The 25,932-nt window shown below is 60.3% G+C and carries 19 protein-coding genes and 4 tRNA genes; 14 read left to right on the top strand and 9 right to left on the bottom strand.

Annotated elements, in window-relative coordinates:
* Positions 1-116 precede the first annotated feature (116 nt).
* From HMPREF2651_RS08440 to HMPREF2651_RS08425, 4 genes are all read right to left on the bottom strand, one after another.
* Positions 117-2,138: a galactan 5-O-arabinofuranosyltransferase gene (locus tag HMPREF2651_RS08440; protein ID WP_038627261.1), complete on the bottom strand. Its 2,022-nt coding sequence runs from the start codon at positions 2,136-2,138 to the stop codon at positions 117-119.
* A gap of 110 nt (positions 2,139-2,248) precedes the next feature.
* Positions 2,249-3,010: a decaprenylphospho-beta-D-erythro-pentofuranosid-2-ulose 2-reductase gene (locus HMPREF2651_RS08435; RefSeq protein WP_038627263.1), complete on the bottom strand. Its 762-nt coding sequence runs from the start codon at positions 3,008-3,010 to the stop codon at positions 2,249-2,251.
* A gap of 25 nt (positions 3,011-3,035) precedes the next feature.
* Positions 3,036-4,505: a decaprenylphosphoryl-beta-D-ribose oxidase gene (locus HMPREF2651_RS08430; protein WP_005510894.1), complete on the bottom strand. Its 1,470-nt coding sequence runs from the start codon at positions 4,503-4,505 to the stop codon at positions 3,036-3,038.
* Positions 4,506-4,618: 113 nt separating this feature from the next.
* Positions 4,619-4,846, bottom strand: coding sequence for a hypothetical protein (locus tag HMPREF2651_RS08425; protein ID WP_038627265.1), 228 nt, complete (start codon positions 4,844-4,846; stop codon positions 4,619-4,621).
* Between the two features lie 52 nt (positions 4,847-4,898).
* Here HMPREF2651_RS08425 and HMPREF2651_RS08420 point away from each other — a divergent pair, with 52 nt between their 5' ends.
* The 6 genes from HMPREF2651_RS08420 (at position 4,899) to HMPREF2651_RS08395 (ending at position 11,086) form a co-directional block, all read left to right on the top strand.
* Positions 4,899-5,519, top strand: a complete 621-nt coding sequence (locus HMPREF2651_RS08420) for a hypothetical protein (RefSeq protein WP_235191222.1) — start codon at positions 4,899-4,901, stop codon at positions 5,517-5,519.
* Positions 5,520-5,570: 51 nt separating this feature from the next.
* A complete protein-coding gene (locus HMPREF2651_RS08415) occupies positions 5,571-6,554 on the top strand; it encodes a plasmid pRiA4b ORF-3 family protein (protein ID WP_038627270.1) in 984 nt (327 codons plus the stop codon).
* 78 nt (positions 6,555-6,632) lie between these two features.
* Positions 6,633-7,166, top strand: a complete 534-nt coding sequence (locus HMPREF2651_RS08410) for a GtrA family protein (RefSeq protein ID WP_038627272.1) — start codon at positions 6,633-6,635, stop codon at positions 7,164-7,166.
* A gap of 18 nt (positions 7,167-7,184) precedes the next feature.
* Positions 7,185-9,107: a glycosyltransferase gene (locus tag HMPREF2651_RS08405; RefSeq protein WP_049181267.1), complete on the top strand. Its 1,923-nt coding sequence runs from the start codon at positions 7,185-7,187 to the stop codon at positions 9,105-9,107.
* 16 nt (positions 9,108-9,123) lie between these two features.
* A complete protein-coding gene (locus HMPREF2651_RS08400) occupies positions 9,124-9,789 on the top strand; it encodes a hypothetical protein (protein WP_141737462.1) in 666 nt (221 codons plus the stop codon).
* Positions 9,790-9,955: 166 nt separating this feature from the next.
* Positions 9,956-11,086, top strand: a complete 1,131-nt coding sequence (locus HMPREF2651_RS08395; RefSeq protein ID WP_070586026.1) for a PDDEXK family nuclease — start codon at positions 9,956-9,958, stop codon at positions 11,084-11,086.
* Positions 11,087-11,570: 484 nt separating this feature from the next.
* Here the strand turns inward: HMPREF2651_RS08395 and HMPREF2651_RS08390 are convergent, their stop codons facing one another.
* The 3 genes from HMPREF2651_RS08390 to HMPREF2651_RS08380 form a co-directional block, all read right to left on the bottom strand.
* Positions 11,571-12,677, bottom strand: a complete 1,107-nt coding sequence (locus tag HMPREF2651_RS08390; RefSeq protein ID WP_049181268.1) for a glycosyltransferase — start codon at positions 12,675-12,677, stop codon at positions 11,571-11,573.
* Positions 12,678-12,830: 153 nt separating this feature from the next.
* On the bottom strand, positions 12,831-13,613 hold the full coding sequence (locus tag HMPREF2651_RS08385) for a galactan export ABC transporter ATP-binding subunit Wzt/RfbE (protein WP_038627279.1): 783 nt from the start codon (positions 13,611-13,613) through the stop codon (positions 12,831-12,833).
* 46 nt (positions 13,614-13,659) lie between these two features.
* The gene (locus tag HMPREF2651_RS08380; RefSeq protein WP_038627281.1) at positions 13,660-14,628 is read right to left on the bottom strand and encodes a galactan export ABC transporter permease subunit Wzm/RfbD; all 969 of its coding nucleotides are present in this window, start codon (positions 14,626-14,628) and stop codon (positions 13,660-13,662) included.
* Positions 14,629-15,099: 471 nt separating this feature from the next.
* Between HMPREF2651_RS08380 and HMPREF2651_RS08375 the strand changes: the two genes are divergently transcribed.
* Positions 15,100-16,368 (top strand): aminotransferase class V-fold PLP-dependent enzyme, encoded by a 1,269-nt coding sequence (locus HMPREF2651_RS08375; RefSeq protein WP_070586025.1) that lies wholly within the window; start codon positions 15,100-15,102, stop codon positions 16,366-16,368.
* A gap of 16 nt (positions 16,369-16,384) precedes the next feature.
* Here the strand turns inward: HMPREF2651_RS08375 and HMPREF2651_RS08370 are convergent, their stop codons facing one another.
* Positions 16,385-17,353: an NAD(P)H-quinone oxidoreductase gene (locus HMPREF2651_RS08370; RefSeq protein ID WP_038627285.1), complete on the bottom strand. Its 969-nt coding sequence runs from the start codon at positions 17,351-17,353 to the stop codon at positions 16,385-16,387.
* Between the two features lie 198 nt (positions 17,354-17,551).
* Between HMPREF2651_RS08370 and HMPREF2651_RS08365 the strand changes: the two genes are divergently transcribed.
* The 3 genes from HMPREF2651_RS08365 to HMPREF2651_RS08355 all read left to right on the top strand — a co-directional run bounded on the left by HMPREF2651_RS08365 (position 17,552) and on the right by HMPREF2651_RS08355 (position 19,706).
* Positions 17,552-17,636, top strand: a tRNA-Ser gene (locus HMPREF2651_RS08365).
* Positions 17,637-18,076: 440 nt separating this feature from the next.
* Positions 18,077-18,817, top strand: coding sequence for a hypothetical protein (locus HMPREF2651_RS08360; RefSeq protein ID WP_038627286.1), 741 nt, complete (start codon positions 18,077-18,079; stop codon positions 18,815-18,817).
* On the top strand, positions 18,810-19,706 hold the full coding sequence (locus tag HMPREF2651_RS08355) for a hypothetical protein (RefSeq protein WP_038627288.1): 897 nt from the start codon (positions 18,810-18,812) through the stop codon (positions 19,704-19,706). Before HMPREF2651_RS08360 ends, HMPREF2651_RS08355 begins: the two co-directional genes overlap by 8 nt.
* Positions 19,707-19,720: 14 nt before the next feature.
* On the opposite strand, the gene HMPREF2651_RS08350 is transcribed toward HMPREF2651_RS08355, so the two are convergent.
* Positions 19,721-20,860, bottom strand: coding sequence for a histidinol-phosphate transaminase (locus tag HMPREF2651_RS08350; protein ID WP_038627297.1), 1,140 nt, complete (start codon positions 20,858-20,860; stop codon positions 19,721-19,723).
* A 211-nt stretch (positions 20,861-21,071) separates the two neighbouring features.
* Between HMPREF2651_RS08350 and HMPREF2651_RS08345 the strand changes: the two genes are divergently transcribed.
* The 4 genes from HMPREF2651_RS08345 to HMPREF2651_RS08330 all read left to right on the top strand — a co-directional run bounded on the left by HMPREF2651_RS08345 (position 21,072) and on the right by HMPREF2651_RS08330 (position 25,793).
* A tRNA-Ser gene (locus HMPREF2651_RS08345) sits at positions 21,072-21,163 on the top strand.
* Positions 21,164-21,166: 3 nt separating this feature from the next.
* Positions 21,167-21,242 (top strand) — tRNA-Arg (locus HMPREF2651_RS08340).
* A 558-nt stretch (positions 21,243-21,800) separates the two neighbouring features.
* On the top strand, positions 21,801-25,496 hold the full coding sequence (locus HMPREF2651_RS08335; protein ID WP_049180802.1) for a phosphoribosylformylglycinamidine synthase: 3,696 nt from the start codon (positions 21,801-21,803) through the stop codon (positions 25,494-25,496).
* A 224-nt stretch (positions 25,497-25,720) separates the two neighbouring features.
* Positions 25,721-25,793 (top strand) — tRNA-Arg (locus tag HMPREF2651_RS08330).
* Positions 25,794-25,932: the final 139 nt, after the last annotated feature.

Genomic DNA, 25,932 nt, shown 5'->3' with positions numbered 1-25,932 from the left:
GTAATTGGCCTTTTTCTTTGAGTTTGCAACGCGAAAGTTACATCACAGTTTCCACATTAGTAACAGGAATCACGTTTGCGACAGGGAATAGCCGCCTAATACCTACTTGCCAATACCTACTTGCGAACCGCCACTACAAACGGGCCGACCTGGTTTAGCTCCCAGTGCTTCTCAAACGCAGAGCGGGCAAAATTCAGGCTCCGGAAGACCACATTCGGATTGTTCGGATAGATATCATCCGCGATATCCAACGTCAGCGGAGCGGCATCCTCGCCATCAGGCGTCTCAACCTCGCCTCGCAGCACAATGGCATCTGGTCCGCGCCACGGCGTTTCGTCCATTGCCTGCACGAGCTCATCGGGGTCGCGAATCTCCGACCATTCCTCCAATGCCTGATTACGGCGGTCAAACTCACCCAGAGGGTTAGCGTAGTGACTGGTCAGTGCCTGGAATCCGTACCAGGGATAGAGTGCCTGGAAATTCTTCTCATCCGTCAGCACCACTGTCTGGGCCGGATCGAGCCCAGCCTCCTTCAGCGTTTGGTCCACCGCTGAGTACCACGCCCCGGCATTCGGTGGGAAGCGGTCCGCGCGCTCGCCGTTACCGTCGGTGTCGGTATGCGCCAAGTCGATGGCGCCATGCAACTTATTCGGAATCGACTGCGCGTAGCCAATGCCCGCCAGCAGCAAGACTGCCGCCATTACCGCGGAAACACGCTTGGCAATGTGAGCTGGTGCCGCCTGCGGCCAGTACTTCTCGATGCCGTTGAGACGGGCGTCGGCAAGCGCAACCACACCAGCCGCAATCAACATGAACGTAATCGGTGCGGTGAGGCGAAACCCCAGCAGCGTGCGTCCGAGCAGTGTCGCCACCATCGAGGCCACTACCCAGCCGTAGAGCACCAGCGTGCCCAGGCCGAGCGCGCGCGCATCCGGCTCTGTAGCGCTGACCAGCATGCGCACGACACCGATGAAACACAGCACACCGATCACGCTGGCGGCGAGCATCGGCAAAGGCAGCTGCGCGCCCTCCGGCGGCAGGTAATGCGTCGCTGTCGCGCCCGAGCGCGGTGCCCCCGTTGCAACCGCCAGCATGTACGGACCCCACGCCGTCGCCGCAATCAGCATCGATCCCACGCCCATAATGATCAGGCGCACTACAGGCATCCACGAGCTTGACGACGTCCACGCGACCACGGCCAACACGACCACAATAAGCGCGCCTACGGCAGTGTAAAGAGTGTAGAAAGTCGCAGAAATACCCAGGAAGACGAGCACGCCAAACATAGCGGACCAAGCGCCGGTGAGACCGCGCCAGGCCATCACGGTCATCGCCGGAAGACCCATAGCAACGACTGCGGCGTAGGGCTCATCGGCGACAGTGGCCAGGGCGACGGCCGTGGTTGTCAGCGCAATGCCAGTGGCTACTGGCAGGGAGCCACTCAGGCGTTGCCACACCGGAATCAAAACACAGCCAGCAGCGGCGAGTGTCATCAACGCCCAGAGCTGGAAGACCTCCCAGCCGGCAATGCCCAGGATATTGGCCAGGCGTCCGCCCAGGAAGAACCAACCAGCGGGGTAGAAAGACGGGATGTCGATGTACGACATGTCATGCAGGCCAGGCTCCGCGGCCATCCTGGTGAGGTATTCAGTGCGGAACTCCTGGTCGACAGAAAGGCCGTCCAGCCACAGCTTGGTCGAGCTCAGCGGCAGGCCGACGGCAGAGACCACCAGAATGGCCGGTGACATGTAAGCCATCAGGTACGTCAACCACGTTAGCCACCTGGGGCGATTGTCTTTGCCCTTGGTGGCGAAGAAATACAGCAGGACGGTGGTGAGCGTCAGCGTGATGACAATCAGCGCTGTTGCGACCGCTCTGGTCAGCTGCGAGCCGCCAAAGGCCGGCAGTGACAGGCGGTGGAACACAAACCAGGACGCTAGAGCGATAACCGAACCGCCCACAAGCGCTGCGACCAGGTAGAGGAGGGCAGCCTTGAGGGAGAGCTGGTCATCATTGAAGATCTCGTAGCGATCTTCGTCAACCAGCTCACTATAGGATCGTTCGCCCGTTGTGTTGGCGCTAGTGTTGTCGGCACCCGTGGTGTCAGCGCTCGAGGTTTCGGCCTGCTTGTCTACCATGCCCTCAAGTTTTGCACAGGAACCGGACTCCGACGAACGGCGGAGCTAAAGGTGGGTACGTCAGCCCGTCAAGCCCCGCCGAGTTCTATCAAGTCCCTCGAACCCCACTTTTAAATCGGCAGCTTCTTGAAGATCGGGCGCGGAATGTGCTTCAGCACCATCATCACCAGCTGGAATGCTGGCGGAGCCCAGACCAGGGTCTTGCCGGCCTCGACGGACTTCACCGCGAGCTTGGCGACATCTTCCTTATTCACAGTCAGTGGCGCCTCGTCCACATCAGCGGACATACGGGTACGGACCTGACCCGGGCGGATAACCAGGGTCTTGACGCCGTACTCCTCCAGGGCCTCACCCAGGTTCAGGTAGAAACCATCCAGGCCGGCCTTGGTGGAACCGTAGACAAAGTTGGAGCGACGCACGCGCTCACCAGCGACGGAGGACATGGCAATGAACTGGCCGTGGCCCTGCGCCTTGAACTTCTGACCAACCAGAACACCCATCGACACCGCGCCGGTGTAGTTGATGTTCGCAGCCAGGACGGCCTTGCGCTGGTTCTGCCAGAGCTCCTCGGCGTCGCCAAGCATGCCGAACGCGACGATGCAGATATCCACGTCGCCGTCGGCAAATGCCTTCTCGACGACCTCCGGGTGGGAGTCGAAGTCCGTTGCGTCGAAGTCGAGGGTGACCACCTCGGAAGCGCCGGCGGCCTTCATCTTCTCAGCGGAGGCCTCACGCAGCGGATCGTTGGGCAGGGAAGCCAGGATGACCTTGGCCGGGCCCTTCTTCAGGAACTCGGCGGTGATCGCCAGACCGATTTCACTGGTGCCGCCGAGCAGCAGGATGGACTGGGCAGCGCCTACAGCATTAATCATTGGGGCTCAAATCCTCTCGGTTGTCTTAGTGCAGTTCCAGGCGACGAGACATGTCAGAGGCGAAGACACCGTGCGGGTCGATCTCATTGCGGGTGTCCAGCCAGCTCTGCATCTCGGGGTACATCTGGTGGAAGTTAGCGGCGGAAGTGCGCGACTCCTTGGCCAGGTAGAGGCGGCCACCGAACTCCATGACGCGACGGTCGAGGTCGTCCAGGAACTGGCCGAGACCCGGCTTGATTGGGAAGTCCACGCAGACGTTCCAACCCGGCATCGGGTAAGACAGCGGAGCGCGGTTACCCTCGCCGAACAGCTTGAACACATTCAGTGCCGAGTAGTGGCCGGAGCGCTGGATATCGCGGACAATCTCCTTGAACGGCTCGACGGCCTCGCGCGGAACAACGAACTGGTACTGCAGGAAGCCCTTGGAGCCATAGCCGCGGTTCCACTCACCGATGAGATCCAGTGGCTGGTAGAACTGCGTGAGGTTCTGCACCTGGTTCCGGTAGGTACCGGACTTCAGCCACCACAGCTCACCAATGCTGATCATGGTCAGCTTGTTCATGGTGAAGGACGGGAAGATATCCGGCACGGTCACCAGCTGCGGAGCGTTGAACTTCAGCGGGTCCTTGGCCAGCTTCGGGGCGTATTCCTCCAGCTGAGCCAGGGTTGCCAGCGAACCGCGGGAGATTGCGGCGCGTCCCAGCTTCGGCTCCGGCGAGATGGCATCGAACCACGCGGAGGAGTAAGTGAAGTTCTCCTCGGAGCCATCGGAGTGGAACTCGATGGTCTCGTCCAGAGTGTGGGTCATGTCGCCATCGGCGATGAAGTAGGCCGTCTCGGTCTTGGTCATCTTGATCCGAGCGCGGACAATAATGCCGGTCAGGCCCATGCCGCCGACAGTTGCCCAGAACAGCTTGCCGTCCGGATCATCTGCGGAGCCCTCCGGCTCGAGGTGCAGGATGCGGCCGTCAGCGACCAGCAGCTCCATCGACAGCACATGGTTGCCGAAAGAACCTGCGGAGTGGTGGTTCTTACCGTGAATATCCGGACCAATGGCACCACCGATGGTCACCTGGCGAGTACCCGGCAGTACCGGTACCCACAGGCCGTAGGGCAGTGCAGCCTTCATCAGCTGATCCAGCGTGACACCGCCGTCGACATCAACAATCGCCGACTCCTGATCAATGGAGTGAATCTTGTTGAGCTTCTGCATGTCGATGACAAGACCGCCCGAGTTCTGGGCGGGGTCGCCGTAGGAGCGGCCCATACCGCGGGCAATCACACCGCGGCGCAGGTGGGCAGGCTTGTCGGAGTTCTGGTCTGCGACAGCCTTGACGGCGTTAACGATTTCATCCAAGTCCGGCGTCGACAGCACCTGGGACTTAGCGGGGGCAGTACGACCCCAACCGGTTAGGGTCCTGGCTTCTGTGTGTACGGCTCCGTAGGCACCGTTCGAAGCATCGGTGCTGGACTTGCCGTTAGTGTTAGTGGACATCAAGGCTAGGCTACCCCCTTGCACCGGCTCCGTCGCCCGTGACGCTCCGAGGTGTTGGTCACGCTTGAGGCCGCGCACGGGCCGTCGGAAAGCGAGCGAAATGTACGGAGGGGCTATAGATCCATAATTTTTCGGATCTCTTCCGGCAGCATTTCCTGCGAGGTGATCTGCGGGCCGTCGTAGGCCTCGAGTGCGCGGTAGACCTGTGCGCGCTCTGTGCTGTCGAGGATGGGCAGTTCCTCGGCGAACAGCATGACCATCTGGTTCGACAGCGGGGTATTGGTGTACTCGGCGGCCATGTTGATGGTTTCGCGCGGCTTCTTCTTAAAAAAGTCGAACATGCGATACAGGCTACCCCGCTTCGAATCCGTCACTCGCGATACCATCAACCTCATGACGTCCACGCCCGCTGCTACTCCGCAGACCCTTGCCGTATGTAGTTCCACATCGCCCGTTGTCATTTGGCATGTGGAGCTCTCGCCGTCCTTTGCAGGCGAGAGGTTGTCGGGTGCATGGCTGGTGGATCCGCTTGACGACGGAGCCCTGGAGACCGCCACCAATCTGCTCACCGGTTGCTTTGTTGCAACTGTGACCGCGGGCGATGGTGACGGTGACGCTTCAGCTGAGAGTGCTGAGGGGGCTGAGGGGGCGGACCTGCTATCGCAGGCGATTGAGCAGGCGGGGGCCACGGTGGTGGACCTGCCAGCATCGGTGGCCGGTATTCGTGACCACATCGGACAGCTGCGCGCCGCCGCGAAGGAAGAGAAGGCCAAGCCCGGCAAGGGAAATCTGACGGAGCCGCGGTTTCCCAAGGTCAACGACGTGGAGGTCATTGATTTTCCGCATGTTGGCGAAAAAGTCGCAGGACCGGTGCTGGGGCTTGCCCGCGGGGTAGAAGAGCTGGTGGCGCAGTGGATGGCTGTGGAGTCGCAGCGCCTGCGTCGCAAGTACTTGGCAGAGCCGTGGGGCGCGGAGCCGCGCCAGATTCCGCTGGTAAAAACGCGCGCATTGTAGCGAGTTTTTGCTATCCAGGCCACCTTGTTTTTCCTGCGTACGCTGTGAAGTATGGCAGCACAGACCGATAACGTAGTCGCCTTCCCAGGCGTTCGCGTGGCCACGGAACCGGCCACGCTCATTATCGGTGCCTCTTTAGAGGAAGAACCGTGCAGTGCCCACCGCGTCTTCGGGGTCAATGACCAGATGGATCTGCGAAGCCTGTCCCGCGTGTTAGCGGTCATCTTTGGGTGGGGCGACGAAAGCGTGCCGACGAAGTTCCATTTGCCCGGCTCTGCGGTGGAGTCTGTGGCGCAGCTGGTGACTGGCGGCAGACCCGCAGCGGGCGAAGTCGTCGATGTTCCCTTATCCACCACAGTTGCCGAGGTGCTGCAAAGTCCCGGCGATACCCTTATCTGGCAGTGGGGCCTGTGGGAACATACCTTGCAGGTCAGAGAAGCTTTTGCCCGCGATGAGGCCACACCGGATGCCCTGTGCATCGGTGGCTCGGGTGCTATCCGCGCACTGGGGGATGTGGACGCGGAGGAGCCGGTAGATATTGCCGCAATCAATAGGGAATTGACCGGACGGGACTCTATTCAAAATACGTTGGCCACCGCTCGTGCCGATGTCGTGGACATCATCGAGAGGTCGGGGGTGTTTGAATTCGTGCCCCTGTTACAGGCTCTGGACCTGCAGAGGTCGGAATCAACCGCGCTGGAATTGACCGGGGAGGCGGGGGAGAGCGTCGTCAAGCGATTGCGTGCATTGCCTATAGAGGACGCCGAGAAAGACCCAGCCGGGCACGATGCGGCGTTGGTGGAGCTGCTGTGTTTGGCGGCGCTGACCTCGGATGAGCTGCGGCATGATGTGGCGGCGCATGTCATGGAGCGCCTCGGTTGGGAGAGCGACGAGGGCATCCCGCTATCCGGCGAGGATGTGGAGGAATTGGCGGCGGCTAGCTGGGCGGAGATGAGTGCGTTGGGCCTAGCTGGGGAGGATGCGCTCTCGCCAGTGGAGCGGCTGGATCTGCTGCGTGAGGCGCTGCGGCGTTAGTTCGTTTCTCCTCTTTATTGCCTCTTCATGTTCGCGCTGGCTGTTTGTTAGCTGGCCGGTGGCCTAGAATTTCTAGGCGTGTCAGCGAATGAAACAGCAAATGAAAACACGAACCGTGAAAACGGCAAGCTCGGAAACGGCTCCCACGAAAATGGCTTTGTCGTAGAGGACTCGGCCGCAGTGCCGATGGCGACGGAGACCAAGGACGAGCACGGACTGAAAGTGCAGATGATGCGCTTTATCATCTCCGGCGTCATCGCGGCGGTGGTGGACTTCGGCCTGACGTTCATCATGCTCAACGTCTTCGGGGCGACCAACTTCTGGGGCAAGACGGTCGGCTGGGTTTTCGGCACGATTACGGCGTACATCATTAACAGCCGCTGGACCTTCAAGGCGAAGTCCTCGGCGAAGAAGGTGCTGGCAGTTGCGGTGCTGTACCTGATCACTTACGCCACGCAGGTCGGTATTTTCAACGTGTTGCAGCCCTGGCTCGTCGAATCCTGGGGCTGGAACGCGCAGTGGGCACAGTTCGGCGCATTCGTTGTCGCGCAGGGCGTTGCGACGGTAATTAACTTCATCATTCAGCGTGTATTCATCTTCCGTGTGAAATAGCGCGATACGCTGGGGGACGTGACTTCGACTGCTTCTAATAAGGAATCCACTCAGCTGACCGCCGAAACCGATGTTGACATGCTGACTATTCAGCGCGTGCTGTTTGCTCCGCCCGCAGACTGGGTGGAGCCGGATTTGTACTACCGAGTCGAAGGCGTTGGCGCCTACGACAGCTCGGTGCAGGCCACCCGTAACTCGATCACGCTCGGTCGCCACACCGTAGTGCGCACTGACACCTACTTCGGTCGCTTCAGAGCCTCTTACTGGCAGCGCTGGACCTCAATTAAGCAGGTCGAAATCCGCGCGCGCGTGGTCGGTTCCGCGCGTGTGCTGGCCTACACCGAGGATATTGGGGGCCACCTCCGCTTGGAGGACTCCTGGGCAGCGGGCGGCTCGGATGCCGACGGCAACTGGACCGGTGAACACTCGCCGATGTCGGGTTCTGCCAATGAAGAGGTGCGCCTGACCGTCCCGCTGGACCGCTTCGCCGATGGCGGTGCCATTCACCTGCGCTTCGACACCGAGGACGCAGGCGCAAAGATTTCCGATGTCCGCTATGTTGTGCCCAAGTCGGCTATCAAGCGTGATATTCCGACTGACCTGGTCATTTGTTCTTACAACCGACCGGTTGACTGTGCTCGAACCGTCGCCACGCTGGCTGAGGACCTGCCAGCCCTTGAGCGCGTTCGCACCATCCGTGTCGTTGACCAGGGCGAACAGCACCCAGCCGACGAAGCTGACTTCATCTGGGCCAAGGAGATCCTCGGCGAGCGCCTGAACGTCGTCCACCAGCCGAACCTCGGCGGCGCCGGCGGTTTCTCCCGCGGCATGCGCGATGCCACCGCTGCGGGCGACTGCATGGTGCTGCTTACCGACGACGACATCCGGCCCGAACCCGAAACCACCCTGCGCCTATCCGCTCTGGCCGTGTGCGCGGAAAAGCCGATGCTGCTCGGCGCGCAGATGCTCTTCCTGTTCAACCCGACCAGTCTCTTCCGCACCGGCGAGACCTACAACTGGAAGGCGCTGACCGTCGAGGAGAACGACCCCAAGTTCGGTTACGCCGACGTGGACGTGCGCAAGTACCACCAGCTGCGTCGCCTGGGTGTTGACTACAACGCCTGGTGGACCTGCCTGGTGCCGTCCGAGGTCATTAAAAAGATTGGCCTGGCGCTGCCGCTGTTCTTCCAGTACGACGACATCGACTACGGTTTCCGTGCTGCCAAGGCCGGTTACCCGACCGACACCATTCCGGGCGCAGCCGTCTGGCACGCCGATTTCTACTGGAAGGACATCGAAAACGCCGCCCAGTACTTCGGCCTGCGCAACTCCCTCATCGCCGCCACCATGCACGGCGACGTCACCGCGAAGGACATGGTCAACGTCGCTTCACGACGAATCCTCTCGAACCTGGTCTCTATGCGCTACGGCCTGGCCTGGACGCAGATGGAAGCTGTTCGTGACCTGCTGCGTGGCCCGGAGGTGCTGAAGAACGCATCGCAGGGCGACTTCGCACGCATTTCTGCTGGTCGAAAGAACTTCCCGGAGACCGAGCTGCTGCCGATGCACGAGATGCCGGGTGGTCTGACTCCGGTTCGCCCACCGGCACACGAAATCTCCAGCGAAAACAAGACGATGGCAAAGCGGCTTGCGTACACCCAGATGGGCAAGAAGCGCCCGGGTCCGGTGGCTGTGGCCTTCGAGGACGCCTTCTGGTGGCACATTTCCACCTTCGACGATGTCTGGGTCACCGATGCTTCCCAGAACGGTGTGCGTCACCTGGTCCGCGACCTGGATAAGGAAAAGTCCATGCGTGCCGAGACCATCAGCCTCATGCGCGAACTGTCCTCCAAGTGGGACGACCTGGCGAAGCAGTGGCGTGCTGCCGTGCCATCTTTGACCAGCGAAGACAACTGGGAAAAGTTCTTCCAAGGCGAGTAGCTTTACGGTCATGACTATGCCTTCGCCCACGTCTAACCCAGGTGACAAGACGCGCAAACAGCTCATCGCCATATTGGTGTTGTTGGTCCTAATTGTCCTGGGGTTGGCGCTGTTCCTTTCCCTCCAGGTCTCCAGGGATCGAAATAGTGGTGCGGGGGTTGCCGAGGGCAGTGTGTCGTCGTCAAGCGAAAGCAATGCCGTGGCTGCTGATGACAACGGTGCTGGCGGCAGTGTTGGGGACGATGGTGGCCCGAATCCGACGTCGGGGCAGCAGGCCTCGGGGTCTGGGTCTGATTCGGGGTCTCATTCGCGAGCGTCCGGGACTTCGGACTCGGATTCTTCGGCGACAACGTCTGGAGCCAATTCGCTCACGGGAACCGTGAAAGTGTTTCAGACCAGAGCGGAGGTTCTTGCCTATGAGCAGCGACAGGACCCAAATCCTGGTGCGCAGGATAAAGGCCCCTATGCCATCTTGGTTTTGGATCAACCGACCGAGGTAACGGCGAAGCTATCTGGGCAAGGCGGGCCGGATACGCGCGAGATTAAGACAGCCGTGATTAATCCCGCTCTGCACAACGATGGTGAGCGCACAACAATTACCTTCGCCGATGACGAATACTACTGGCCATCTGACCCGGGAGTTCCTTCTGGAATCGTCCTCGAGAATGCGCCGCGGAATTAGCCTGAATTAGCTTCTACGCAGTTATCCACAGTCGCCAAATTGTCCACAGATAAGGGCAATTCGGCGGCTTTTCTGCTGCCAATTTTCACGGAGTCGGCCATAAATGAAGGCACTAATTCCAATGTGTGAATGCCTGTAGCCGACCTCGGGGAGTGTGTCCAAACCAATGCCTACCTGGACTTACGATTCCGATGGCCTTATTCAGGCCGCTGCGCAGAAGCAAATCAAGCATCCTTGTGAATATGTCAGTGCCAAGTCAGAGCTGGATAATCTGCACGGGCACGTCGAAAGCACAAATATTCGAGATAAATCCCTGCTCAGGCTGGCGTATGGCACCTACATTGATTGCTCTCGCTGGAATGCTTTGTCAGCATTCGAACGTTTTCAACTGCAGATAAAGGCACTGGTCAAACCGGGCTCCGGGACAGTTATCACAGGCGAAGCAGCCGCTGCGCTGCATGGCATCCCGTTGCTTGTTCGAAATGCCACAATCGCGCTTGCCAATTCCGGCCTGCGCCGACCCGGCGGCGGATTGCGCCATGTCGGTGGCAAGATTCTCGAACAAGACATCGTTCGCATTGGTGGGCGCTACGTTACCGATGTGCCGAAAACCGTCATCGATATCTGCCGCTCCGCCGAGTCCGAAAACGGGCCAATCATCGTTGACACCGCACTACGGCAGTGGTGTGAGCTCGAAGAATTGCATACGGTCCTCACAAATTACCCACGCTCGCCGGGAACCCGTCGTGCCCGTGAGCTACTCGGAACTGCCAGTGAACACAGCGAAACCATCGGTGAGTCAATCACAAAGAAATGCATAATCGACTCAGGAATTGCCACGCTTTACGACGAAAAATGCGTGCTCATGCAGCAAGTCGAGTTCTATGACAGTGAAGGATTCATTGGGCGCGTCGATTTCTATGTGCCTCATCTGAATTTGATCATTGAGTTCGATGGGCTGACTAAGTATTCCGGTGGTGGGGTAGCGGCTACGGAGACTGTACTTCTGGAGGAGCAAGCTCGTGAGAAGCGTCTGAGGAACCTCCACTTAGATGTACTCCGCTTCCAATGCTCACAGGTCATTAATGGGGACTGCGTGGAGGTCTTGCGACAGTTCGCTATTCGGCAGAGGCAGCGCATTCAGGCAGGTGGGTTGGTATTTTCGTCCGAAGTTGGGCGTTTTCGTCAAGCCACTGTCCCGTATAAAGATCGGCAGCTCCGTGAGTCCAGAATCCAGCAGCGTAAGCAGCGTTTGCAGCTTCTGGAAAATGCACCGACCTCTCGCGACTCCAGCTAGGTTCAGTTGCTGACCTGTCGCAATTGTGCTGACCGGACTTGGAACGATTTCGAGCGGGCTGGCTCGGATTTCCAGCGACTTATAGCCAGTTTCACTTCACTCATCGACGGTTTTCAAGACTCATCGACGCTTTTTGGCCGTCGTGCTCACTTATGGCCAACTTCCCGCCACTTGTCGATGACATTTCAGGACTTATGGCCACGCTGTTGTCCTGGCCCGCGCACTTATCGTAGGACTATTCACTTATGCGCAGGCTGTAGCGCATCGATGAGTGAATACCTCATCGATATGTCAGTGGAGTAGAAGGGAACCAGGGGTTAGGTAACGCTTTTGCGAGCTGAGCACTCGAAATGCGGACTAGATGACCCGGGCGAGGTCAAATATGCAGGCCAGCGCAACCTCGGCCCCACCAGCCCCAGCGCCGCAACGCCAGCCAGCCCCCCAGCAAGCAGCCCCAGCGCCCTCCCCAGCGCCCCAGCCCGAACTACTTCGACTTCGGATCGAAGCGCTCGAAGTTCTCTGCGCGCCCCTGCTTCAAAAGCTTGAACCAGCGGTAGAAGCCGCGGACATCGCGACGCTGGACCAGGAAGAACCAGCCGAAGCGCAGGAACTCCTGTGGCATGAGCTTGCGCATGCCGGGCTGGCTCATCAGGTAGCCGCGGTTGCGGTAGGTGAAGTAGCGCTTGAAGTCATTGGTCGGGTACTGCGTGTGCATCTTGCCGCCGAGAATGGGCACAAATTCACCCGAGCCGGAGGGGTGCAGGTAGGCCGTCGTCAAGCATGTGCCGAACCGGAGGCCGGAGCGGACCAGGCGGCGGTGGAATTCGACCTCGTCGCCGCGGATGAATAGGCGGTAGTCGGGAACGCCGAGCTGTTCCAGCGAGCGGGCGCTAAACAGCGCGCCGTTGAACAGGGATGCGATGCCGGGCAGGAGGTCGTGGTTGCCGTCGATGGTCTCGAGGTCGCTAGGCAGTTCGAGCCCGGTCGCAGCCTTCTGATCTGCGAAGTTGGTGAACCACTTCGTGCCCTCGGAGTCGCGTACTTCCGGGAGTTTGGGGTTGATGCCGCTTTCGAAAAGCTCTTCGCGATGACGGCGCCACACCAGCCCGCGGCGCAGGGGGAATGCCAGCTTGTTCGGGGCCTTAATGTCGCAGACCACCGGCGAGACAGCGTCGAGCTGGTGACGTCGCGCGCAGCTGTGCAGCGCCTTCAGCACGTAGGAGTCCTCCGGGCGCCCGTCATCATCGGCGCACCAAATCCACTCCGCGCCCAGCGACAGCGCAGTCAGCATGCCCAGTGCGAAACCACCAGCGCCGCCCAGGTTCGTCTTGGAGCCGAGGTAGTGAATTTCCGGCGCCGATCCGCTTTCCGACGACTGCTGCGCCGCCACCTGCTCAGCGAGCTCCTTGACCTTCGGGTCGTTGCCGTTGTCGACGATGATGAGCCATTTCGGCATGTGGGTCTGGCTGGCAACGATGGGAAGCGATTGACGCAGGTCCTCGATGCGGTTGTGAGTCACCACGATTGCGGCCGTTGCTGCCTCATCGTGCTTTGGGTGGTCAGCCGAGTTTTCGCTCACTTCGTTCTCCATCGGGGACGTACCGTTTATTACTGTTTTTATTGCTGTCTATCTTGCCATGTTGCTCCGGGTGAGCAATTCGCCAACCACCCGCTCCGCCCGCAATCTGCTCGCGAGCCGCCCGCTTGGCCACTATGGACCCGCGCCCAGCTCCCCGCGAAGCTGCTACCTGCGCTGCGCGAGCACGTTGCGCACCTGGTCGGCGGCCTCTTTACCTTCGTAGGCTTCGACCACTTCGTCGACAAGCCCTGCCTGTCGAACCGTACCGTGATCAATCCACAGTGCCGTGTCACACAGCTGCGCCAGGAATTCATTCGAGTGCGACGCAAACACCAGCAGACCGGAGCGGTCGACCAATTCGGTCAACTTCGTTCGGGCCTTCGCCATGAATGCGGCGTCGACGGCTCCGATGCCTTCGTCGAGAAGCAGAATCTCCGGCTCAATGGACGTGACCACACCGAGCGCCAGACGCACGCGCATACCGGTGGAGTAAGTGCGCAAGGGCATGTGCAGGTAATCGCCGAGTTCGGTGAATTCTGCGATTTCGTCGAGCTTGGATTTCATCTGCTTGCGCGTCTGCCCCAGGAACAGGCCACGGATGATGATGTTTTCCAGGCCGGAGATCTCCGGGTCCATGCCGACACCGAGGTCGAACACCGGAGCCACACGCCCGCGCACATCGGCGGCACCGCGCGTGGGCTCATAGATTCCCGACAGTAGTCGCAGCAGCGTGGACTTACCCGCTCCGTTGTGGCCTACCAAGCCGACGCGGTCGCCCTCACGCAGATGGATGTTGATGTCCTTCAGCGCCTCAATGACCACGACATTGGAGTCATTGCGGCCAATCGCACCACCCGCGGCGCCGAGGAACGCCTTCTTCATCGACCGCGATTTGGCGTCGAAAATGGGGAAGTCAACGCACGCGTTGTAAGTATCAATGCTGACCATGCTTATCCCTTGCTAGTTCTATTCGCTTTACGACGGCCTTTGCGGCCTAAACCCAGTAGCTCACGCGGGAGCGCCACAGGCGCATGGCCCCGAGTGCCAGCAGCAGGCCAACTGCGGTGCAGGCAAGGACGACCCACCAGTGGTAGGTATCCACCGGCTGGCCGGTCAGTGGGGCGCGGATGATTTCCAGGTAGTGGAACAGGGGATTGATCTCTGCGATGCGTGCGCGTTCGGCGACGGCACCGCCCTGTTCCTCCAGTGTCTTGGTGGTCCACACAATCGGAGTCATGTAAAACACCAGCTGAATTAGGGAATCCAGCAGTGGTGCCACGTCGCGGTAGCGCGTAGCGATGATGCCGAAGAACATCGTCACCCACACACCGTTGACCACCAGCAGCGCCATCGCGGGGATGACCAGGAAGAAGTTCCAGCCCAAATCCGGACGGAAGACCAGCACGAGAATCAGCCAGATCACCATGTTGTGGGCCAGGAAAAGCAACTGACGCCACACCAGCCTGTAGACGTGAACACTCAGCGCACTGGGCAACTGTTTGATGAGGCCTTCATTTTCAATGAAGACGGTTGCGCCCTCGCGCACGCAGCCGGAGATGAAGCCCCAGATAATCAGACCAACGGTCACGTGCGGCAGGAAGAACGCCAGGTCCTGCTGGAACAGCAGCGAGTACAGCAGGCCGAGAGCCAGGGCCATTGCGCCGGTGGCAATGGTGATCCACAGCGGGCCAAGCGTGGAGCGACGGTACCGCTGCTTGATGTCCTGCCAGCCCAGTTGCAGCCACAGTTCGCGCTGGCCAAAGCCGGTAGCCAGATCCCGCCAGGCAGCGCCCATGGTACGGGAACGCGACTTGAAAGCCGGTGCCTCACCCGTTGCGTCAACCATTCGCGCAATGTCGCGGCGGAGGGTTTCCTCCGTGCGGAGAGCGGAGCCATTGCGCACAGTATCGGCAGACTGGTCGGCTGCGTCTGCGGATTGGCAATCATTTTCTGCGTTAGTCACGTCTCCAAACTACTAGCAAGGGCGGATTAGATTGAATACCGACAGCGCCGGGCGAGCCATTATTCCACGTCATGACGGCGAACGACGGTCGCGTGGGATGGTTGTCATTGGTGGTTACGTGGTGCTTCTGAGGCTGGTTTCACAACTGGTTATGTGATTGGTTATGTGACTCTGGAAAACTTACATACAATCGCCGCTGTAACTGCTTTATGGTCTGCGGCTGGTGCATATGATTCACGCATCGGGAGTGCTTGCGCATGGCTACAGGCAGGAAAAGTTCAGCCAATTTTAAGCAACTACTAAAAAGGGATAAAGATTATCCTATAGGGGGTTGCTTCGATAGAATTGGCTCCAACTAAGATGTGCAAGCGATACACGGTTCGAGGCATGGACACTCGATTCGTGGGTGATTGCACGGTTAATTCTGAAATAGATATCGCAGCTTGAATTCAAAACCGGGAAAGGGTTTTCATGGCCTTCGATGTGCCTACAACCAGGGGTGCTTACTCGTCGCTTTCCGACGGGTGGACATACCTCAATGCGGGTCAACGCACCCAGGTGCCCGAACGTGTTCAGGCTGCGATGATTTCTGCATTTCGCAATGCGCAGAAGTCCCTTCCAGGTGAGACTGGGGCGGGGGCTCATGGCCAGTCGCGCAGCTCGGGGGTGCCCGCTGCAGCGGAACTAACCGCCAGTGCGCGCCGGGCTTTTGCAGACCTCACTGGCGGTCCGGTCGCCGGTGTGGTGTTGGGTTCTTCGCGTGAGGTGCTCATGGAGCAGTTCACCTCCGCAATGAGTCGACGCTTGACGCTCGGCTCTAACCTGGTGATTTCTCGCATCGGTTCGCAGGTCGTACACGCACCACTACGCCGGGCAGCCAATCTCTACGGGGCTCAAGTCCGCATTGCTGAGGCTGACTTGTCCTCGGGTACGTTGCCCTCCTGGCAGTTCGACGAACTTGTAGACGAGGGCACTCGCCTTGTTGTCGTCCCGGCCGCGGATCCATTCGTTGGCACCATTGCGCCGGTAGCTGACATTTCTCGGCGGGTGCCTGAGCACTCCAACGCCTGGGTGTTGGTCGATGTCTCGGATATTGTTGCCTACCGCGACGTGTCGATGAGCAAGCTGGGCGCCGACATCATGCTGGTTGACGCCTCCGTGCTGGGCGGGCCTGAGGTCGCAGCTTTGGTGTTCAAGGATCCCGAGATGTTCGAGCGCATGACGTCGTTAAGCTATGTGCCGAATGCGCGCGGCGTCGAGCGGATTGAGGTTTCCCCGGTGTCGCCGGCACTGCTCGGTGGGGTGTCGGAATCGGTGCTGCACCTGGCATCGCTGGATAGCACGGCGAGGGGGTCGCGTAGGCACCGCATTGAAACGGCGATGCCGCAGGTTTCTCGCTACTTGACGACGTTGTCGGAGCGCCTGATTGCGGCGCTGATGACCCTGCCGCGGGTGTACATCATCGGCATGGATACCGAAGATGATTCTTTCGCGAGTGTGTCGCGAGCACAGCACATTCCGCGCGTTAGCTTCCTCGTCGATGGGGTGTCGGCGAAGGTGGTCGTGGATAGGCTGCTGGATAATGGCCTGGTGACCAGCATTGTTGATGCATACGAATCGCCACTGCTGGAGGCCATGGGCATCGCTGAGGCTGGAGGTGCCGTGAGAGTCGGCCTCCAGCCGTTCAATACACCGCACGACATTGACCAGCTTGTGCGCGCAGTTGCCTCGCTCGGTTAACTAGGCGGTCAGCTAACTAGACGGTCAGCACAATCTTGCCGCTGACCGCGCCACTGTCGAGCAGTTCGTGGGCCTTGGCCGCGTCGCGCATATCCATGACCTCATGAATTTGAGGGGTGACGGTGCCGTCGGCAAGCATTGGCCAGATGGTGTCCTCTGTGGCGTTGACGATGCGAGCCTTGTCAGCTAGATCGCGGTAGCGCAGGCCGGTGGCGGTAATGGAGCCGCGCTTGCTCAGCAGGCGGCCGATGTTGAGCTCGCCCTTTACGCCGCCCTGCATGCCGATGATGACCAGGTGGCCGTCCTTCGCCAGGGCCTTGACGTTTCGGTCGAGGTACTTTGCGCCCATGATGTCCAGAATGACATTGGCACCGCCCTCAGCTGTGACGATTTCCTCGAAGTCCTCTTCTTTGTAATTGATGAGGATGTCGGCGCCGAGCTCTTTGCACTTAGCCAGCTTCTCCGCCGACCCGGCGGTGACTGCGACGCGAGCGCCCAGCTGCTTGGCCATCTGAATAGCGAAAGTGCCGATGCCACCCGCGCCACCGTGAACCAGTAGTAGATCGCCTTCCTTTAGGCCGGCAATCATCACGACATTCGAGAACACCGTGCAGGCAACCTCGACGATAGATGCGGCCTCGGTGAAGGAGTAGCCATGTGGCAGTGGGAGAATCTGGCCGGCCGGGACTGCGACCTTTTCGGCGTAAGCGCCACCGGAGAGAAGGCAGCAGACCTCGTCGCCGACTTTCCAGCCCTGAGAGTCGCCCTTGACCTCTTCAATGACACCCGCGCACTCCAGGCCGAGGGTGTCGGTCACGCCTTTCGGTGGCGGGTAGTGGCCAGCGGCCTGCAGCAGGTCAGCGCGGTTTACTCCAGCGGCCTTGACCTTGACCAGCACCTGCCCATCCTCGAGAGTCGGTTCCGGAGCATCGGCCCATTCCAGGGCGCGGGGGTTGGAAAGATCAGTCTGAATGATTGCCTTCATAGTCTTCAAAGGTAATGCAAAAACTGGTTATGCACGCGGTATTTCAAGCTCTTTTGCAATTAGCAAAAATAGTTATGTCTGTAGAGGTGGATGCTTGGGGTGTGGTTTGGGATGAGAAGACTAGCGAAAGGTGCTGGCAAGGGGTGTTATGAGGGCGTTTGCTGCCTCACGGCGGTATGCGGTTATGATGTTGTCGTTGGAAGTATGGCAGAGCGGCCGAATGCACTGGTCTTGAAAACCAGCGAGGGTCACACCTCCGGGGGTTCAAATCCCCCTGCTTCCGCAGATGGAAACCCTCGGTAGTTGTTCTACTGGGGGGTTTCTTCATTTGTCTTCAAAATTGGCGTATGTGGTGGGGTCAGCGACGGATAGTCGTACCGTACGTAACCGCGGTATTGCGCGCATTGCTGCATTCTCTCCGGCCGCAGGTATGACATGCGCGGACATGTGCGGGATTCGGCAGTATCGCACATGCTCAGGAACTGGTGGTCAATGACACCATCGCCAAGGGGGCGCCGACGCGATTGCCGACGGTTCGTTGAATACAGGAACTGAAATCCACTTCAACCCGGGGCACTCGGTGGAAAAGCTGCATGACATGGACCCGAAACCGTTGTGGCCTGAAACAATACGGGCAATTTGCCAAAACCGGTAAGCTCGGTCTTGCTGTAATACAAACCCAGCGTCAAACTGGCGGACGGTATTGAGGGAAAAGGTCGAACAATGGCAACGAATCGGAGCAACCACTCGGACGACTCGTTCGGTGAGTGGAGCATAAATCCGGACGCGTCAGATGATCAGCCCTCTGCAGATACGCCGGCAAATGCGTGGAGCGCTGTGGATGGGGCACAGTGGGAGCAGGCTGAGGGGCAAACGCAGTATCTGCAGCAGTATCAACAGTCCCAGCAGCCTGAACCGTACCGCCCCGCCCCCTATGTCCCTGGCCCGCAAGCTGGGCCGGCTGCTGCACCGAGCAATGACAATAAGGGGCTGACCATCGCGGTTATTGTCCTGGCGCTCGTTGCGGTTTCCCTCCTCGCCGGCGCAATGGCCTTCTTCTACTTCTCCGATTCGAAGGGAGTGAATTCAGCCGGCAGCAACTCATCCCAGTCGGTTCAGTCCGCTAGAACTGAGGATTCCTCCACGTCGTCGACCGCTGAGAAGAAGCGTCGCGCTGAGGGATTCCAGCCGCCATCGAGTTGGCGCCACTGCTCCGGCTCGGGTGATTCGGGTGATTTGAACTTGGTATATGCAGAAAATGTCGGAGGTAACACGACAACCTGCCCGTTTGCCACCAACGTGCGCAATTCCTTCGTTGAGCAGTACCAACTTACGAAGAAGCTCAACGGTACTGTCACCGCTAGCAGCCCAACAACTGGCAAGACTTACACCATGACCTGCCGCGATAACGGTGAGGTTGTCACCTGCACCGGCGGTACGAATGCGACGGTGCACATTGTCTAAACGTCTCCGAGTAGCTCTGGCCGCAACCGCCGTCGTCACGCTCGGTCTTAGCGCCTGCACCATCGGCACCAACTCCGACTCGTCGATGCCCTCGCCGACGCTGTCCAATTCGCTTGACGACGGCCCCGGAGGCGCATCCTCCGGCGGGAAAGTTGTGCCCGGTGAGATGCCTCGCGAAGTTGTCGAGGCCGTGAAGTCCGCGCAAAAGGAATTCGGTGGTTTGGCCGGCGCCGCTCTGGCAACGCCGGATAAAGATTCCGAAGTGGTTTCCACGGGGGATTTCAAAACTGGTCCGGCCTGGTCTACCTCCAAGGTGCCAATCGCAGTGGCTTATGTGCGCCAATTGGGCGTGGACGCGCAGGTGGAATCTGCAATCACGGTTTCCGACAACGACGCGGCTGAGTCCATGTGGTACTCCCTGGGAGATGACGCGACCGCAGGCGAGACCACCAATAAAATCCTTCGAGAGGGCCACGACACCCGCACCGTCATGGGCACTGACCGCATCCGCGCGCAATACACCGTCTTCGGACAGACGCAGTGGGATTTGCGCGACCAAGCCGTTTTCGGCGCCAATTTGCAGTGCATCGAGGAGGGCCCAAAGGTTGCTGACCTCATGGGGCAGATTGCCGACGAGCAGTCCTACGGCCTCGGACGCATCCGCGGTGCCCACTTCAAGGGCGGTTGGGGCCCCGATGATGAAGGCGTCTACCTTGTGCGGCAGTTCGGCTATCTGCCGGGCAAGAAGCCGGGCACCTTCGTTGGTGTCGCTATCGCAGCCCAGCCTGACGACGGCACCTATGAGACCGGCCAGCAGATGCTCGACCGCATCGCAAAGGCGATTGAGCGCAGTGGTGGCGCAACCACTGGCCGCGCCGGCACCTGCTAGCTGAGCGATAGCTGCTAGTGCTCAATTCCTAGCGCAGCCAGCAGCTGCGAGGTCTCTTCCTCGGTAGTGATGGTGATGCGAGCACCTTCGCCGGCAAAGCAGCGGATGAGAATGTTGCGCTGCGCCAAGAAGTCACCGAGATCCGTGGTGGTGGCCACCGAGACGTCGTCAAGCAAAGAGAGATCGGCAATCCGATCCTCACCAATCCAAATGAAGTTGGCCTGCGAGTTCGGCAGCACCGTCTCGCGGCCGGTGGCGGCGTTGATGGCCTCGGTGACAGCGACGCGCTGTGCGCGGACCTCGGCGATGCGGGCGGTGAGCTCTTCCTGTGCGTCCAGCGAGGTGAGCGCGGCGATCTGCGCAAGAGTGTTTACGGAGAAGGGGATAGCGACCTTATTCACGGCCTCCACAAGCTTCTCCGGACCGAACATGTAGCCCACGCGGAGCCCGGCCAGGCCGTAGACCTTGGAGAATGTGCGCAAGCCAACCAGGTTGGGGTAGGTATCCAGCAGCTCATGAGCCAACGGGGTAGCGGCGTGAGTGGCCTCGTCCACCAGCTCGATGTAGGCCTCGTCGAGAGCAACCACAACATCGCCCGGAACCTGCGCCATAAACTCCGCAAATGCCTCGCGAGTGACGGTCGTGCCCGTTGGGTTGTTGGGGTTACAGACGAAAACCAGACGTGTGCGGTCGGTGATAGCGGCAGCCATAGCTGAGAGGTCATTGCGACCCTGCGCATCCAGCGGCACCGGCACCGGAGTAGCCCCGGCGACGCGAGCGAGAATGGGGTAGGCCTCGAAACTGCGCCACGGGAACACGACCTCATCCCCATCCGCACAGGTGGCCTGCACAAGCTGCAGGCACAGAGCGGAGGAGCCGCAGCCGACCGCGACCTGCTCCATGGGCAGGCGCAGGTGTTCGCCGAGCTTAATGCGCAGGTCAACCGCGCCCATGTCCGGGTAGCGGTTCGGACTGGTAGTTGGGTCAGAGATGGTCTGCGAGATGGCCTCCACCACCGAGGGTAGCGGCGGTTGGGTCATTTCATTGGACGCAATCTTCAGCGCGCCGGGCACAGTCTTGCCCGGAACATAGGCCGGAACCTGTTCGAGGTCGGCACGGGTTTTGGGCTGAACTGAAGATGCATCGTTGGTCATAGGCCTAACTGTAGAACATGGTCCGGATTGGGCAGTACAAAATCCCCGCAAAATCCCAAGGTGTGGTCGCTATTTGTGGTGCCGTATTCGGTGGCTTCGCGGGTGTTTTGCTTTTCAATTCTTGTGTTCTGTAGGATTGGCTGCGGTTATTTGGTCTTGCCAACGCAATGGCGAACAGCTTTGCTGAAGCGGGATCGATGCCAGTGGTTTTGGAGGCGTGCCAGAGCGGCCGAATGGGGCTCCCTGCTAAGGAGTTGCCTGTCTTGCGACGGGCCGGAGGTTCGAATCCTCTCGCCTCCGCCACACGCGCCCGTAGCTCAACGGATAGAGCATCTGACTACGGATCAGAAGGTTAGGGGTTCGAATCCCTTCGGGCGCACCATGTAGACCTGCACCTTGTAGGTGCGGGTCTTTTTGTTTTTATTACCTGGCAGTGCAGCGCGAGCCGAGGCATTGCGGGGCGGGGCAGCGCGATCCTTCACTTGTGGCCAGGGTTCGGTCACTTATCGATGGTTTCTCGTGACCTGTCGATGGTTTTGCGCCACTTATGCGCGCGCTGTGGGTGCTACGTGTGCACTTGTCGATGCGCTGTTCACTTGTGGCCAGGCTATAGCGAATCGATGGGTGAACTATGCATCGATAAGACAACGAACCAGCTCCCTTGCCTCAGCAACGCGCAGCAACAGGTAGCAACGCGCAACAACAGGCACCAACCCGGACCTGCCGCCCGACTCACCACCTCCCTGAGCCGCCACGGCCGTACCTCCAACACCCCCGCGCAGCCTTTGCCTGGCCGAATCCGATTAGCCTGGCCTTGTACTTGGTCAATCGGGGCTTCCGCCCCGCGCCGCCTCGCACACCGGGGGACATTTTCCTATCCTGAACAGTTGCAATAGACTTAGACCCCGGTTGCCCTCCCCGTATTTCGATAGGAGCCTTGATGGACGCCCGTCTAGCCGTTCGCCGTAAGCCCGAGTTCCGCAATGAGGAAGCTACGCTGCTGTCCTCGATCGGCCAGGACGGTGAGGTGGCAATCTACTATCTCTACGATGCTTTCGATGCGACGGAGGAGGACCTCGTCGCGCTGCGTGAGTCGGTAGTTGCTGATTCGCGTGTCGACGAGCTGGCCGAGCTCCCGACCCCCGCCGAGCTGGGGAACTACCTTGCTGTCGAGCCTCTTCCTGGCCAGTACGACCAGCGTGCCGATGCCGCCGAGCAGGCCCTGCGTCTACTCCGCCCGGAAACCCGCGCGCAGATTACCTCGGCAACGCTGTATGTTTTCGACGCTCCGGTGAATGACGCCGTACGCTCCTTCCTCATTAACCCGGTCGAGTCGGGGGAGAAGAACCTGAACGTCCTGCGCCGTCCGAGCATGGGCGAGATTGAGCCGCTGAAGGAGTACCCGGGCTTCACCGAGCTGGATGACGAAGGCCTGGCCGAGTTGCTCGCAGCCGAGGGCATGGCAATGTCGCTGGCCGATCTGAAAACCATCCAGGATTACTTCCGCTCCGAGGGCCGCACTCCGACCGAGGTGGAGCTGTCCGCACTGGATACCTACTGGTCGGACCACTGCCGCCACACCACCTTCAACACCGAGCTGACCTCCATCGAGAACAACGAGCCGCGCTTTGCCGCGCAGTTGGATCGCGCGCTGCGTCGCTACGACGAGCTGCGTGAACTCAACGGCCGCACTCACAAGCCACGCACCCTGATGGACATGGGCACCATCATGGGCCGCGAACTGCGTCGCACGGGCGTGATGGATGACCAGGAAGTTTCCGAGGAAATCAACGCCTGCTCCGTCTATGTCGACGTCGAGGGCGATGACCGCAAGTGGCTGCTCATGTTCAAGAACGAGACCCACAACCACCCGACCGAAATCGAGCCGTTCGGTGGCGCCTCCACCTGTCTCGGCGGCGCAATCCGTGACCCGCTGTCAGGCCGTTCCTGGGTCTATCAGGCCATGCGTCTGTCCGGCGCAGGTGACATCAACACCCCGCGCGAGCAGACCCTCGAGGGCAAGCTGCCACAGCGCGATATTTCCTCTCGTGCCGCAGCCGGCTACTCCTCTTACGGCAACCAGATCGGTCTGGCCACCACTGGTGTGCGCGAGCTGGTCCACCCGGGATACGTCGCTAAGCGAATGGAACTCGGTGCCGTCGTCGCCGCTGCCCCGGCAGACAACGTCAAGCGCCTTGAGCCTGCGCCGGGCGATGTGGTGATCATGCTCGGTGGCCGCACCGGCCGTGACGGTGTCGGCGGTGCGACCGGCTCGTCGAAGGCCCACGATGAGGACTCGCTGGGCCGCTCCGGCGCCGAGGTGCAGAAGGGTAACCCGGTCAACGAGCGCAAGATTCAGCGCCTGTTCCGCCGCGAGGATGTCGCTACCAAGATTGTCCGCTGTAATGACTTCGGCGCTGGTGGCGTGTCCGTTGCGGTCGGTGAGCTGGCTGACTCCATTGACATTCACCTCGAGCGCGTGCCACTGAAGTACGCCGGTCTGAATGCTCGCGAGATTGCAATTTCCGAGTCCCAGGAGCGCATGGCGCTGGTCGTGCGCCCGGAGGACGCCGACTTCATCATCGCCGCCGCTGCCGAAGAGAACATCGAGGCAGTCGCGCTGGCAGATATCACTGACACCGGCCGTCTGCGCATGTTCATGGGCGACGAGGTTGTCTTCGACCTCTCCCGTGAGTTTATCGACACCAACGGCGCTGACCGCGCCCAGAACGTCGAGATGGTTGCTGCGGAGGGCGGCGTCGTAAAGCAGGCACCGGCGAGCGTGCTGGAGTCGCTGCGTGCGGCGACGGCGGGCTCCCAGGAGGGCATGATCGAGCAGTTCGACTCGACCGTCGGCCGCTCCACCGTGCTCATGCCATACGGTGGTGCGACGCAGAAAACCGACGAGCAGGCGTCGATCCAGACGCTGCCGGTCGATGGCGGCACGAGCACCGCGTCCGTCATGACTTGGGGTTACTCGCCATCGCTTGCCGACGAGTCCCCGTACCTCATGGGCTCCTACTCCGTCGTGGAGGCACTGGCTAAGCTCGCAGCGGCCGGTGGCGATCCGCGCGGTGCCTGGCTGAGTGTGCAGGAGTACTTCCAGCGCCTGGATCAGGATCCGCAGCGCTGGGGCGAGGTTGCGCAGGCTCTGCTCGGCCTACTGGAGGCTCAGGACGGCTTCCAGGTTGCGGCCATTGGCGGTAAGGACTCCATGTCCGGCACCTACGGCGAGGACCTGCACGTGCCGGCGACACTGGTGACCTTCGCAGTTGCCGCGATGGACGAGACCGACGCCATATCCGCTGCAATCCCGGCCGGTAACTTCGACCTCTACCTGTTTGCGCACAAGCCGCTCGAGTCCGGGGAACCGAACTACGAGCAGCTCAACGAACTATTTGCCGCTGTGCGTGAGCTGCGTCCGGCTGCGGCCTCGGCTGTTACCAACGCGGATCTGGCCGCGACTCTGGTCAACATGGCTGTGGGCAATGGCGTGGGCCTTGAGGTATCGCTGACGGAGGCTCCGCTGGGTTCCATCGTTGTGGCTGTTCCGGCTGGTCAGGCTGTTGAGGGTGCTGGTGCGGGGGCTGGTGCGGGGGGCGTTGCGGGGGCCGTGAAGATTGGTGCCACCGACGAGTCGGGCACGCTGCGCTTCGGTGCGGAGTCCTTCACGGTCGCTGAGGCTCTGGAAGCGATGGAGTCCGGTTACCGTGAGGTCTTCCCGCTCAATGAGTACGAGAGTGAGGCCCTGCCGGAGTTCGCCAACCAGGTCAACGAAACCGAGACCGACCTGCAGAGCCCGGGCAAGAAGGATGTCCACGTGCTGCTGCCGGTCTTCCCGGGTACCAACTCCGAATACGACATGGCCGAAGCATTCGTCGCGGCTGGCGCTACCTACGAGTTCCACGTGATCCGCAACCTGACCCCGGCAATGCTGGCGGAGGACACGAAGGCGTTCATCGAGAAGCTCAAGGACGCTGACATCCTGGCGTTCTCCGGTGGCTTCTCCCTGGGTGATGAGCCGGACGGATCGGCTAAGTTCATCGCCGCGTTCCTGCGTTCCGACGATGTCGCAGCCGCCGTCAAGGAGTTCGTGGCCGGAAACGGTCTCGTGCTCGGTATTTGTAACGGTTTCCAGGCGCTGGTCAAGTCCGGTTTCCTGCCGTATGGTGACCCGGCGCAGCTCCGCGAGGACTCGCCGACCCTGGCCCACAATCGCCAGCTGCGCCACGTTTCCCGCATCGCCACCACCCGCGTGGCAACCGTGAATTCCCCGTGGCTGCGCGGTTTCGAGCCGGGCCAGACCCACCTCATGCCGGTTTCTCACGGTGAGGGCCGTTTCGTGGTTTCCGAGGACGAGGCTCGCCGACTGTTTGAGGCCGGTCAGGTCGCTTTCCAGTACGTCGATACTGGTGGCGATGCCGACGGTGGTGCCGAGGGCGTGCCGACGATGGCAGCGCCAGCCAACCCGAACGGTTCCTCCTACGCCATTGAGGGCATTGTCAGTGCCGACGGCAGGATCCTGGGCAAGATGGGCCACCCGGAGCGTTTCCGCGAGGGCCTGATGCGCAACATTCCGGGCATTGGTGAGCAGGACATCTTCGGCAACGCTGTCCGCTGGGTCCGCGGCGAGTAGTTCCTCGGTTTCTCCGGTCCGCGCCGGTGCTGGCCTCGGGGTCGGTTAGACCGGGGTAACCGCAACGAAACCTGTTGTTAATGTGCAACGAATATGTACTTGAATAAGCGCCCAAAAAGGTTGCTTGAACAGGCGATTTTGTAAAACTTCGCAGGATGAGTAAAGTATCTATTCGTTGCAGGGGCCGAGGGAATTACCCCAGAGCCGCTGAATAACAACAAAATGCGCCCGTAGCTCAACGGATAGAGCATCTGACTACGGATCAGAAGGTTAGGGGTTCGAATCCCTTCGGGCGCACAAAGCAGACCCGCACCGATAAGGTGCGGGTCTTTTTGTCTGCCCGACTTGTCGATGGTTTTCGGGCACTTATGCGCGCGGTATTGGCTCTGCCTGCGCTCATGTCGGGTTAAGTAAAGAAAAGTGTGTCTTTTCCGGG

Source organism: Corynebacterium sp. HMSC063A05, from assembly GCF_001809695.1.
In the GTDB taxonomy this organism is placed as follows: Bacteria; Actinomycetota; Actinomycetes; order Mycobacteriales; family Mycobacteriaceae; genus Corynebacterium; species Corynebacterium amycolatum.
This window is presented reverse-complemented; position numbering and strand designations above follow the sequence as displayed.